The sequence below is a fragment of the Alkalihalobacillus bogoriensis ATCC BAA-922 genome (assembly GCF_000621445.1).
Lineage (GTDB): Bacteria > Bacillota > Bacilli > Bacillales > Bacillaceae_F > Bacillus_AO > Bacillus_AO bogoriense.
This window is the reverse complement of record NZ_KK211277.1, coordinates 516,822-529,031: the sequence shown is the minus strand read 5'-3', so window position 1 is coordinate 529,031 and position 12,210 is coordinate 516,822. Positions and strand designations below refer to the sequence as shown.

At 35.9% G+C, this 12,210-nt stretch carries 13 protein-coding genes and 2 rRNA genes; 13 read left to right on the top strand and 2 right to left on the bottom strand.

The genetic code is table 11. The features are described from left to right. The 8 genes from T323_RS0118395 to T323_RS0118360 all read left to right on the top strand — a co-directional run. A 23S ribosomal RNA gene (locus T323_RS0118395) occupies positions 1-254 on the top strand; the annotation flags it as partial. Positions 255-429: 175 nt separating this feature from the next. Then, positions 430-545: ribosomal RNA gene (rrf, locus tag T323_RS0118390) — 5S ribosomal RNA — on the top strand. Positions 546-666: 121 nt separating this feature from the next. Next, positions 667-810, top strand: a complete 144-nt coding sequence (locus T323_RS29240; RefSeq protein ID WP_169737912.1) for a hypothetical protein — start codon at positions 667-669, stop codon at positions 808-810. A 114-nt stretch (positions 811-924) separates the two neighbouring features. After that, the gene (fabI, locus tag T323_RS0118380; protein ID WP_026674594.1) at positions 925-1,704 is read left to right on the top strand and encodes an enoyl-ACP reductase FabI; all 780 of its coding nucleotides are present in this window, start codon (positions 925-927) and stop codon (positions 1,702-1,704) included. A gap of 277 nt (positions 1,705-1,981) precedes the next feature. Next, positions 1,982-3,052 carry an amino acid ABC transporter substrate-binding protein gene (locus T323_RS0118375; RefSeq protein WP_026674593.1) on the top strand — a complete coding sequence of 357 codons (1,071 nt, stop codon included), beginning with the start codon at positions 1,982-1,984 and terminating at the stop codon, positions 3,050-3,052. A 136-nt stretch (positions 3,053-3,188) separates the two neighbouring features. Next, the gene (locus T323_RS0118370; protein ID WP_245613746.1) at positions 3,189-4,313 is read left to right on the top strand and encodes an amino acid ABC transporter permease; all 1,125 of its coding nucleotides are present in this window, start codon (positions 3,189-3,191) and stop codon (positions 4,311-4,313) included. Between the two features lie 7 nt (positions 4,314-4,320). Then, a complete protein-coding gene (locus T323_RS0118365) occupies positions 4,321-5,523 on the top strand; it encodes an amino acid ABC transporter permease (protein ID WP_035179170.1) in 1,203 nt (400 codons plus the stop codon). A gap of 17 nt (positions 5,524-5,540) precedes the next feature. Further along, positions 5,541-6,326: an amino acid ABC transporter ATP-binding protein gene (locus T323_RS0118360; RefSeq protein ID WP_026674590.1), complete on the top strand. Its 786-nt coding sequence runs from the start codon at positions 5,541-5,543 to the stop codon at positions 6,324-6,326. A gap of 69 nt (positions 6,327-6,395) precedes the next feature. On the opposite strand, the gene T323_RS0118355 is transcribed toward T323_RS0118360, so the two are convergent. Beyond that, positions 6,396-6,839 carry a hypothetical protein gene (locus tag T323_RS0118355; RefSeq protein WP_026674589.1) on the bottom strand — a complete coding sequence of 148 codons (444 nt, stop codon included), beginning with the start codon at positions 6,837-6,839 and terminating at the stop codon, positions 6,396-6,398. 251 nt (positions 6,840-7,090) lie between these two features. Here T323_RS0118355 and T323_RS0118350 point away from each other — a divergent pair, with 251 nt between their 5' ends. From T323_RS0118350 to hlpB, 5 genes are all read left to right on the top strand, one after another. Further along, positions 7,091-7,531 (top strand): coiled-coil domain-containing protein, encoded by a 441-nt coding sequence (locus tag T323_RS0118350; protein WP_026674588.1) that lies wholly within the window; start codon positions 7,091-7,093, stop codon positions 7,529-7,531. A 260-nt stretch (positions 7,532-7,791) separates the two neighbouring features. Next, a complete protein-coding gene (locus T323_RS0118345) occupies positions 7,792-8,013 on the top strand; it encodes a hypothetical protein (RefSeq protein ID WP_026674587.1) in 222 nt (73 codons plus the stop codon). A 173-nt stretch (positions 8,014-8,186) separates the two neighbouring features. Continuing rightward, on the top strand, positions 8,187-10,322 hold the full coding sequence (locus tag T323_RS0118340) for a methyl-accepting chemotaxis protein (RefSeq protein ID WP_026674586.1): 2,136 nt from the start codon (positions 8,187-8,189) through the stop codon (positions 10,320-10,322). 79 nt (positions 10,323-10,401) lie between these two features. After that, positions 10,402-11,298 carry an MBL fold metallo-hydrolase gene (locus T323_RS0118335; protein ID WP_026674585.1) on the top strand — a complete coding sequence of 299 codons (897 nt, stop codon included), beginning with the start codon at positions 10,402-10,404 and terminating at the stop codon, positions 11,296-11,298. Positions 11,299-11,315: 17 nt separating this feature from the next. Beyond that, positions 11,316-11,606 carry an HNH nuclease-like protein HlpB gene (gene hlpB / locus T323_RS0118330; protein WP_026674584.1) on the top strand — a complete coding sequence of 97 codons (291 nt, stop codon included), beginning with the start codon at positions 11,316-11,318 and terminating at the stop codon, positions 11,604-11,606. On the opposite strand, the gene mscL is transcribed toward hlpB, so the two are convergent. Further along, positions 11,607-12,110: a large conductance mechanosensitive channel protein MscL gene (gene mscL / locus T323_RS27095; protein WP_051556610.1), complete on the bottom strand. Its 504-nt coding sequence runs from the start codon at positions 12,108-12,110 to the stop codon at positions 11,607-11,609. Between the last annotated feature and the right edge of the window lie 100 nt (positions 12,111-12,210).

The following is a 12,210-nucleotide window of genomic DNA, read 5'->3' as shown; positions in this document are numbered from 1 at the left end:
TGTCCTTAGTACGAGAGGACCGGGATGGACACACCGCTGGTGTACCAGTTGTTCCGCCAGGAGCATAGCTGGGTAGCTACGTGTGGACGGGATAAGCGCTGAAAGCATCTAAGCGTGAAGCCCCCCTCAAGATGAGATTTCCCATGGAGTTAATCCAGTAAGACCCCTTAGAGATGATGAGGTTGATAGGTCTCGGGTGGAAGCATGGCGACATGTGGAGCTGAGAGATACTAATCGGTCGAGGACTTATCCAAGATTTAAAAAAGGCGAAGTCTTTTTGACATAATTCAATACACACACTATCTAGTTTTGAGGGAATCATTTAGATGAACTCATCTGAATAACAGGATTGCTCCTGCGTCTACAAGCCATGCTTCGAGGTAAGCTTCCTCGTCGCAAATCTGCGCAGAAGTGATTCAAGTTAGCTGATTTAGTGACGATAGCGATGAGGTCACACCCGTTCCCATACCGAACACGGAAGTTAAGCTCATCAGCGCCGATGGTAGTTGGGGGCTTCCCCCTGCGAGAGTAGGACGTTGCTAAGCATAAAAACAAAAAAACTTGCCATTATTCAATTGAATGATGACAAGTTTTTTTGTGTTTTTCGTTTTAATGCTGAAAAGAAGGCTCATACTATAAGAAAAATGCTTATGGGAGGAAATATATATGGAGCCAATTGTTGTATGTCCGCAATGTAAAAATGAAAAAACAGTTACAAATGCTTTTATTGCCCAATCTAATCAAAATATAATATATGAATGTGAACAATGTCATTTTTCTAAACGGAATATTGAGACTAGAAAAGGGTAATGAAAGAAAATATCGAATAAGTTTAAGGGAGACTACCAGGAAACAAACAAACGTGTTATAATAATTAGTACCTAGTGTTAATAACAACCTATAGGTTATTTTGGAGGGGAAAACATGAATTTATCTTTACAAGATCGTACATATGTCATCATGGGGGTTGCGAATAAACGAAGCATTGCATGGGGGATTGCCCAATCCTTATCAAAAGCAGGCGCACGTTTAGTATTTACATACGCTGGAGAAAGATTGGAAAAAAATGTTCGTGACTTAGCTGAAACACTAAACAGGGATGATTTTCTTGTTTTACCTTGCGATGTTACAAATGACGAAGAAGTTGAAAAAACATTTGCAGCCATTAAAGAACAAGTTGGTGTCATTCATGGAATTGCGCATTGTATCGCTTTTGCAAATAAAGATGAATTAGAAGGCGAGTATTTAAACACAACAAGAGATGGATTTTTATTGGCACAAAATATTAGCGCTTATTCTTTAACGGCAGTTGCGAAAGCTGCACGTCCTGTTATGTCAGAAGGAGGCAGTATCGTTACTTTAACTTATTTAGGTGGGGAACGAGTTGTCCGAAATTATAATGTAATGGGTGTGGCGAAAGCTTCATTAGATGCAAGCGTAAAGTATTTAGCAAATGATTTGGGGAAAGATGGTATTCGCGTGAACTCGATTTCAGCTGGACCAATTCGAACATTAGCTGCAAAAGGAATTTCTGGTTTTAATGATGTGTTAAAAGAAATCGAAGAGCGTGCTCCGCTTCGTCGTACAACGACACAAGAGGAAGTAGGAGATACGGCGTTATTTTTAATGAGTGATTTATCACGAGGAATTACCGGTGAAATGATCCATGTCGATTGTGGTTACAATATTCTATCGCTTTCTTAATAAAAGTAGAGAAAGTATTACGTAACGGACATATGTCCGATAGCATTTGAGAAACTTTATTTTCGTTTAAAATAACGGAACCAATGTTCATAGAAGACAAACATGAAACAGCAAGGGTACCCTTGCTGTTTTTTATTTTTTTTCACTTTTGAAGTGAGAACATCTAACAAACATGAAAAAACATAGTCAGATTTTATATCAATAATTGAGTTAATATTCTGAAATTAAACTATAACTAAATTATGCAAAACAACATAACGAAAAAGGGGGAAATGAAATGATAAAAAAATTATTAGTAATAGGGTTATTAGCTTTGTTTTCAGTTGCTTTGTTTGCGTGTTCTGATGAGGCAGCTACACCACAAGATAGTGCTGGGACAGAAACTGTGGCAGAAGGTGGTAAAAAACTAGAGGAAGTCAAACAAAGAGGGAAAATAATATTAGGAACAAATAATCAACTTCCTGGTTTTGGTTATGTTGATACTAATGGTGATTATGTTGGCTTTGATGTAGAGTTTGGCCAAGTAATGGCAGCGGCCATTTTTGGAGACAAAGATGCGATAGAATACCGTCCGCTTTCGTCACAAGAACGTTTTACAGCACTACAAACAGGTGAAGTAGACGTACTCATAAGAAACACAACGTGGACTTTAACACGTGATGTAGAAGTTGGCTTAGCTTTTGGACCGACAACGTTTTATGATGGGCAAGGAATGATGGTACCAAAAGAAAGTGGAATAACAACAATGGAAGAATTACAAGGAGCTCGTATAGGAGTAGAACAAGGTACAACCACAGAATTAAATTTGATGGATCAAATGCGGAAAAGAGGAATTGATTTTGAGCCGGTCGTTTTTCAAGACCAAGATGGACTTGTGGCGGCTTATGAATCAGGAACAATTGATGCATGGACAACTGACCAATCAGCCCTTGTTGCTCGACTTACGACTATGAATGATCCAGATGGTCATGTTATTTTAGGAGAGGTTTTGTCAAAAGAACCGTTAGGGCCCGCTGTATTAGATGGAGATTCACAGTTTTTTGATATTATGCAATGGGCCACTTTTGCCACAATGCAAGCAGAGGAGTTTGGGATTACATCTGAAAATGTAGATGAGTTTTTAAGCAGTGAAGATCCAGATATCCAACGGTTTTTAGGGGTTGATGGAAATAATGGAGAGCAATTAGGATTAAGTAATGATTTTGCTTATCAAATAATTAAACAAGTTGGCAATTTCTCTGAAATCTTTGAAAGAAACCTAGGAAAAGATAGCGCATTTGGTTTGGAACGTGGAATAAACGCATTATATACAGACGGAGGTATTATTTACTCACCACCTTTTAGATAATAAGATGGTTTAAATTACATAGAGTCTGCTATCTTTCTTAGTTTAGGAGCAGGCTCTTTATGTTTTAGGAGCAAAGGGGGAATCCGTGGTGAAGGACAATAATAAACAAAAAATTCCTCTTTGGAGGAATCAGAAAGTGATTCAGTTTTTTTGGCAATTGGTAGTACTCGTTGCAGTTATTGGGACAGTATTTATATGCATTCATAATGCGATGGAAAGTTTGAATAAAAGTGGATTAAAATTTGGGTTCTCCTTTTTAAATTCTAGTGCTTCGTTTGGGATAGGAGAAACAGTCATTGAATATTCACCTCAAGATTCCTATTTAAAAGCTCTAGTAGTCGGGTTTATTAATTCACTAAAGGTAATAGTTATAGGGGTTATTCTATCGACTTTGCTTGGAGTTGTAATGGGAGTCGCGAGGCTATCAGATAATTGGATGGCAAAAGCAGTTTCAGGAGCATATGTGGAAATATTTAGAAATACACCGTTGTTAGTTCAAATCTTTATCTGGTATTTTGCTGTATTTTTAACATTACCAAAAATTCAGGATGCATCATCTTATTTTGGATTTTATCTTACAAATCGCGGTTTTGTGTTTCCTTGGTTTGAAATGAATGATAGTTCGTTGCTGTGGTTTATTACGATAGCTGTTGGTTTCCTTTTTTTCTTATTTGTGAGGAAACGATTAGTTGAGAAGCAAATTGAAAGTGGGAATCGGACCTACCCATTAGTGTCTGTGATAGGAGGATTTTTTGTTCTTCTCACTGTATCTTTTTTTATGTTCCCTGACTTGCCCTTAAATTTAAGCGTACCGACAGTTGAAGGAATGGGCTTTACAGGTGGTTATCGTTTTACACCTGAGTTTGCTGCAATTTTATTCGGGCTCGTGTTTTATACGGCTTCTTATATTACTGAAATTGTTCGAGGAGGAATTCAATCTGTTTCAAAAGGTCAAATCGAAGCTGCAAAAGCACTCGGTTTCACCCGTTTTTCAATTTTACGTTTAGTTACGTTTCCACAAGCAATTCGAACGATTATTCCACCAGTGACAAGCCAATATTTAAATTTAGCCAAAAACTCAAGTTTAGCTGTAGCTGTAGCTTATCCTGATTTAGTCAATGTCGGCTATACCGTTTTAAATCAAACAGGAAAAGCAATTGAAGTCATCCTTATTTTCCTAGTTGTCTATTTAACAATCAGTTTAGTCACTTCATTTTTAATGAATATTTATAACAACATGACGAAGCTTGTGGAGAGGTGATAAATAAATGATTTTAGAAAGAAATTTAAAAACAGTTGAAGTGAAAACTCGTCCTGTTGTAAAAGTAGGTTTCATAACGTGGATTAAAAAAAATTTATTTAGTAGTTGGCTAAATGGGATGATTACGCTGTTGTTAGCAGCCATTATAATTTCTATGGCTATCCCCGCTTTCCGTTGGATCTTTGTGAGTGGGAATTGGACAGTGATTGAAGCGAATTTTAAACTAGTAGTTGTTGGCCAATATCCAATTGACCAACTTTGGCGAGTTTGGACATGTTTCTTATTTGTTAGTGGGCTATTGGGAGTATCGTACGGACGTTTTAATGGGAAAGTTTCGAAATTACTGTTTTATTCCATAATTGGTTTGACAACGATTAATTTATTATTACCCTTCATCACAATGCAATCAAGATTATGGCTGATTTGTTCACTATCTACCACTATCTTCAGTTATCTTATTTCAAGAAAATATAAAAGTACGACTCGTATCATTTGGGTTGGATGGTTTCTTGTTTTCCCAATTGGCATTTTTCTTCTCCATGGGTTTGGGGTATTACCTGTTGTTGGCACAAATGTATGGGGTGGATTTTTATTAACACTCCTAATCTCGTTAGTTGCCATCGTTGTATCGTTCCCGATAGGAGTGTTATTAGCCCTTGGTAGAGCTAGTCAATTACCAATCATTCGATGGTTATGTATTGTATATATTGAAGTCATTCGAGGTGTCCCACTTATAACGATTTTATTTATGTCCTCAATTATGCTTCCGCTATTTTTGCCAGCAGGAATATCAATAGATAGTGTCGTTCGAGCAATGGTCGCCTTTACTCTGTTTAATGCAGCTTATATTGCTGAAAATGTTCGTGGAGGACTTCAGTCCATTCCAAAAAGTCAATATGAAGCTTCGACTGCATTAGGATTAAACACCATTCAGATGACAGCTTTTATCATATTGCCTCAGGCTTTACGTGTAACAGTCCCATCTATGGTTGGCCAATCGATATCTATCTTTAAAGATACGACATTGGTCGCTGTTATCGGAATGGTAGATTTGTTAGGGATTGCCCGAGCAGTCATTGCGAATCCGCAGTTTTTAGGAACACAAAAGGAAGTATATTTATTCGTAGCTTTTGTGTTCTGGATTTTTTGCTTTGTTATGTCTCGTGCAAGTAAAGAAATTGAAAATAATATGAACAAAAGTTACCGATAATGATAGGGGGTATGGAAATGGAAGATGTTATCGTATCTGAATTTGATTCTACTGTTCCATTAGAGGAGCGTGAAGCAATTATTATATGTAAAAAAGTTAATAAGTGGTATGGTAATCAGCTTCATGTATTAAAGGATGTTGATGTTGAAATAAAAAAAGGAGAAATCGTCTGTATATTGGGGCCTTCTGGTTCAGGTAAATCGACATTTATTAGAACAATTAATGGATTAGAAGAAATCCAAGAAGGGGAAATAGTAGTTGATGGCATTCAACTTTCTAATGATATAGCCAATATTGAAGCTATTCGAATGGAAACAGGAATGGTGTTTCAATCATTTAATTTATTTCCACACTTAACTATTTTGAAAAATATTACATTAGCGCCAATTTGGGTAAGAAAATGGCCAAAAGAAAAAGCTGAAAAAATTGGGATGGAGCTATTAGAAAGAGTAGGGATCCCTGAACAAGCTCATAAATTTCCTGGCCAACTATCAGGTGGACAACAGCAAAGGGTAGCGATTGCAAGAGCACTTGCGATGCAACCTCAAATTATGTTGTTTGATGAGCCAACGTCGGCGCTCGACCCAGAAATGGTAAAAGAAGTTCTAGATGTTATGAAGGAACTTTGTCATACAGGAATGACGATGTTAGTCGTTACTCATGAAATGAACTTTGCGAGAGAAGTAGCGGATCGAATTATTTTATTTGATCAAGGGGAAATCGTTGAATCTGGTACGCCAGAACAGTTATTTGATAATCCGAAACATGAAAGAACAAAAGTGTTTTTATCAAAAATAATATAAACAAAACAAGGACATCGACAAAATAAGTCATTTTGAAGATGTCCTTGTTTGCTATAATCCGATTCTATTTTATCGAGGTTGCTGTCCACCAAAAAAACCGGCAGTATGCCATAACCATGGCCAGAATCCCCCATGGCCCGGAAAGCCGGGATAACCAGGAAAACCGGGATAACCAGGAAAGCCAGGATAACCAGGGAATGTTGGTGGTTGATAAGGTGGTCTTGGTTGTTCTGGTCTTGGAGGTATTGGACCAAAATATGGGCTAATGCCAACTAAATCGCTATGGTGAACTTGTATAAACTGTTGTTGGTATCGTGGAGCAGGATAAATGAGTAAAGAAACCATTCCAGTTCTTCTATTGTAATCTGCAATATAAGCAACGACTCGACCATAACCTTGAATAGATGTTGTTACCCATTGGTTTAGATATTGTTCGACTGTCTGAGGGGGAAGAAATTGTACAGAAGGTTGTTGGCGAGTATGATCAATTTCTGTTCCTTGATAATAATTCATATGTTCATTCTCCTTTCCTTTTTTCGATATAGACTATGTAAAGGATTCCCAGCTTGTGATATATATCTAGAAAAAAGTAGGTTCTTCCCTATTTTAAAATTATCAAGTGCTGAAAAATACTCATAAAATAGTTTGTAAGACATACAGTTTAAAAGAATGAAAAAGTAGGAAAATTTATAATCTACAATTCACTCTTTCCTTATGAAAAAGGGTCTAACATAAATGACAAACATAAAAAAGGGGGAAGGAAAATGAAAAGAGAGATGACCATTAGGAAGCAAGGAAACGATCCGATTTTACTAAAGCAAAAGTTGATTAATGCACACTCTGAGTTAAGTTTGTACAAAAAAAAGATTAAAGATTATGAGGAGCATTATAATTATCGTAAATTAGAAGAAGTAAAAGCTGAGCTTGAGGAAGTTAAAAAGCAAATGAAAAACAAGGATGAAGAATTACAAATGGTTGACAAGGAAAAGCAAGAGCTCATTAAAGAAAAAACAGACTTACTTACAAAACTAGATGAGTGGAATGAAAAATATACGAAACAAACGGAAGAACTACACCATTTACAAAAAGAAGTTAAAGAAAGAGAAGCATTAATTCGTTTATTAAAAGAAGAGAATGAGAGAAACAACGAAGTTAAAAGGGGAATGGATAATAAAAAAAACGAGTCTTGGTTTCTAAAAAAGTAAAAAAGCGTTGAGAGGTCTTTTCCTCTCGACGCTTTTTATATTAGACATAAGGAATATTCATTCACTCTAATCGGACATGGGTATTAGAAATATTTAATCTCTTTGTCTTTTAAAATAAAGGAAACATGTCTTTTCCTAAAAACAGACAAAAACTAAACATATCTTAGAATGGTGAGTTCAAAAAAATTTAAAAACTTTTTCAAATTTCGACATAATATTGGAAGAACAGGGTATATAATAAAATAAGAGGGGTGATGATAATGGGATATGTACCACCAGTTAAAGACCCAGCAACGGTTCAATACGAGAATAGAATTCCGATTGAAAAAGAAGCAGCCATTAAACGAAAAGACCCTGTACCCAAAATCACGTTTTTAAATGTTACAAAAGATGGGGAAGAACAATCTTCCTTACTTGCAATAAAAAAACAAATTGAAAGAAAACATACGAATAAAGGGTTATTTTTTGACCAATCTGTATAAAACAGTAAGTAAAACTTGGGAAGTTCTAAACTATAAACAATAGTTTAGAGCTTCCCTTTTATTTTTGGTGAAAAAATTTTAAGTTACAAGTTGTTTTCCGTAAAATTATGGTATTATAGACTTAGGGATAATTACTCTTTTATAAAAAAGGTCAAACTGTCAGGAGGCAAGTAATGAAAAGAAAATGGAACATAGGAAAGAATAAAAACAAAAAAAGTAAGCGTTATCCTAATCCTGCTATTTCAAAGCTTACGACTTTATTTCAGTTTAAAATGAATGGAAAGAAAGCGTTGTCACAAGAGGTAAAAAGAAAAGACTCTATTGGAAACAAGCTTTTTTTGAGTATGGTCTTAACGGTTCTTATTAGTGTCATTGTCGTAGGGATTTTCTCTTATATGATTGCAAAATCAATATTAGAAGAACAAGTGAAACATGCATCAGAACAAACGATTCAGCAAGCAGGAAAAAACTTAGACTTTATCTTAACAAATACAGACCGACAAATTACAGATTTTGCTGCGAATGTGGATATGAGGACATTGCTAGAACAATATGAAAAAGCAGATGTGAATGATGATTTTACAATGTACCGTGCACTACGTGATATTGAAGACCGATTAAAAGCGATGAATATTACAAATAGTAATTATAATTTTTATATTTTAAGTGGTACACATCATACCGTTGCAACAAATGTTGATTACCGGGATAAAGAATTATTGTTTGAAGAAGATTGGTATAAAGAAATTAAAGAAGAAAGGAAGCAATTATGGATTGGAGGTAAAGAAAACGGAATAACGGGGACGGAAACTAGTCCAACATTATCAGTAGGCCGATTTCTTCCAATAGGGAAACAAGGATATATCATTGTAGTAGAAGTAAAGGAAGCGCTGCTAGCGGAAACACTTCAAGAGATAACGTTTGGTGAAAGTGAAAAAGTGAAGCTAGTGGATGCAAACAATGTTATTCAATTCTCATTTGAGGAAAATGAAATTGGAAGTGAAAACCGCTATGAGTTTGATAAGAAAACAGATGAAACATCGTATGTACACCATAATGGAGATAATCTAGTGTTTGTTCATCACTCTAGCGATTCGAATTGGTACTTAGCAGGACAAGTTAAAATTTCTGAGCTTACAAAGGATATGAATAAAATTGCTTACTTAATTTTAATTGTCGTCGTTATTTGTGCTTTAATTGCTAGTTTTATTGGAAGAAGGATTGTAACTTTTGTCGGGGTACCATTAAAAGAAATTGGTTCATTAATGAAACAAGCGAGTGAAGGTGATTTGCGTGTCCGTGCTCAAATGGACATGCGCAAAGATGAAATTGGTTTGTTGGGGAAAAACTTTAATGAAATGGTTGACAGTATATCACTGTTAGTTCAAAACACTACGGAAACAGCAAACCATGTTCTTGATGCGGCCGCAGAGTTATCGGAAGTATCTACAACAACAGCAGCTGCAGCAAAAGAAGTGGCGATTGCGACAGATGAAATTGCACAAGGGGCACAAGGGTTAACAGGACAAGCGGAAATTGGAAATGGCTTAACGACGAAAATGGGAACTGAAATTCAAAATGTCATTGAAAAAAATAGTCAAATGAATGATTATGTCATGACGGTTCAACAGTCAAGTGATGACGGTATTCAAAAAATGAATCATCTCGTTGCAAAAACGAAACGTGGAGAAGAATTAACAACGATGATAGTAAGGAAAGTGAATGGATTAAAAGAAAGTACGACGAAAATTAATGAAGTGATGGAAATTTTACAGTCGATTTCTAAACAAACGAACTTACTTTCGCTTAATGCAGCGATAGAAGCGGCAAGAGCAGGTCAAGTAGGGAAAGGATTTGCGGTTGTTGCTCAAGAAATAAGGAATTTATCGAATGAGTCGCAAACATCAATTGAAACCGTTGGAAACATTACGAGTGCAATCGTTCGTGATGTGGAGCAAACCGTTGAGGTATTATTAGAAGCTGAGCCAATCTTTAAAGAACAAGTAGATACTGCCCAAGAAACAGATGAACTACTAAGTGCAGTAGGTATTCATATGAAAGATGTTATTCGTAAAATAGAAGAAGTGTCAGAGTCAACAAAACAATTGACAAGTTCTCAATGCAATTTAGCTGATTCAATTATGCAAGTTAGCTCAACTGCGCAGCAATCAGCAGCAATTACAGAAGAAGTCTCTGCATCGACTCATCAACAGTTATCAATCAGTGACCGACTTGTTACAACATCGGATGAGTTAAAGCAGTTATCGACGAAACTTCAAGATGCTCTTTCAAAATTCACAATTAAGTAGCGGAAAAAATCCTCTGATTAGAGGATTTTTTTGTTTGAAAAGCTAAACCATAGAAGAGGATAAGGAAGAAGGTGTAACGATGAAATGTAATCAGTTAAGTGACAGTTGTTTTTATTTTCAAGGCAGTGTGAATATCGGATATGTAAAAAATGAAACGGGTGGTCTTCTCATCGATTCCGGTTTAGATGATGCTGCAGCCAAAAAAGTGATGAAAGTAATAAAAGAAAATGAGTGGCCATTAACAGACTTGTTTATAACACATGCCCATGCCGACCATTATGGTGGAGCTCATTTTTTGCAAAAACATTATGAAATCCATACTTATGCACCTCACTTTGAAGAGGCGATCATGACATATCCAAAACTAGAGCCACTTTATCTATTCCAAGGGAATGAACCACCACAGGAAATGAGAAATAAATTTTTAGAGGGAAAGCCAATTCAGATCGACACAAAGGTGAAACCTGGAAAACAAAAACTAGGAGCTTTTCATGTTGAACTACATTCGGTTCCCGGTCATAGCTATAATATGATGGCACTTGAAATTGATTCTATTCTTTACGCAACGGATGCTTATTTTGATGAAGCTTCATTACAAAAGCATAATATCCCGTTTATTGTTCAATATGAAGAAACCGTTCGCTCTCTTCGCTATTTGTTAACGTTAAAAGTAAAAGGGGCTGTGCCGGGGCATGGTATATATGAACCAACCTTTACAGAAACAGTGAAAAACAACATAGAATATCATCAAAATGTAAAAGAAGATTTGTTTCAATGGATTATTAAACAAAAAGAACCGATCCCATTTGAAACATTGATTAGCTCTTTTTGTTCTAAGAGAGACATCAATATACAGAACTTTACATCTTGGGCACTGTTTCGAACTGGTGTTACAGCTTATGTCCAAGCTCTTGTTAGTGAACAAAAGGTTGAATATGTATTTCAAAATAATACACTTAAAGTCAGTAGAAGATGAAAGAAATAAGGAGGTGAATGGTTTTGAAAAAAAGAGGCGCATGCGAGCTTTGTTTGCGGACAGATATTGAACAAACCGTTCACCATTTAATCCCAAGGGAGGAAGGGGGAGCATTGTTAGAAAAAGCAATGCTCTGTATACCATGTCATAAACAAATTCATGCTCTATACTCAAACCGAGAACTCGCGATTCGTTTACATACAATCGAAGCGTTGCAGGCGGACGAGAAAATTCAATCGTATTTACGTTGGATAAAAAAACAACCATCAACTGTGTTAACAAAAGTAAAAAAATCAAAAACAAGGTAGCTATCTTTTACTTTTAAAGCGAATGATCGTCTCGTTTTGTTTTTTGACTATCGGGATGTCTTTCTGGTCATTGAGGACAGACGTACAATTTGGACATCGTGTAGCTTTATAAGGAATCGTTGAAAAGCAAAATGAACAATTTTTCGTTTTTATACTATCAAGTAGGTTTTCATTTGGGCGACGAATTCGATTCATTTGACGGACAAACATAAATAATACGAAGGCCACAATGATAAAATGGAAAAGATGATTTAAAAATATCCCATAATTTAACGTAGGGATTCCAAATTCTTTTGCTTCTGTTACAGTTGAAATCGGTTCATTCGTAAAGTTTATAAACAGGTTTGAAAAGTCTACTTTTCCTATAATTAAACCAATAGGTGGCATGAGTACGTCATCAACGAATGATTGAACAATCCTACCAAAGGTTGTGCCGATGATGACTCCAATACTCATATCGATAACATTGCCTCTCATTGCAAATTCTTTAAACTCCTCTATGATTTTCATGGTCTCACCTCATACCCGTCCTTACTGACAAGCTATGATAAAAAGTAGATGGACAGAACAAAAAAACCAACCATGTCGATGGTTGATTTATGTA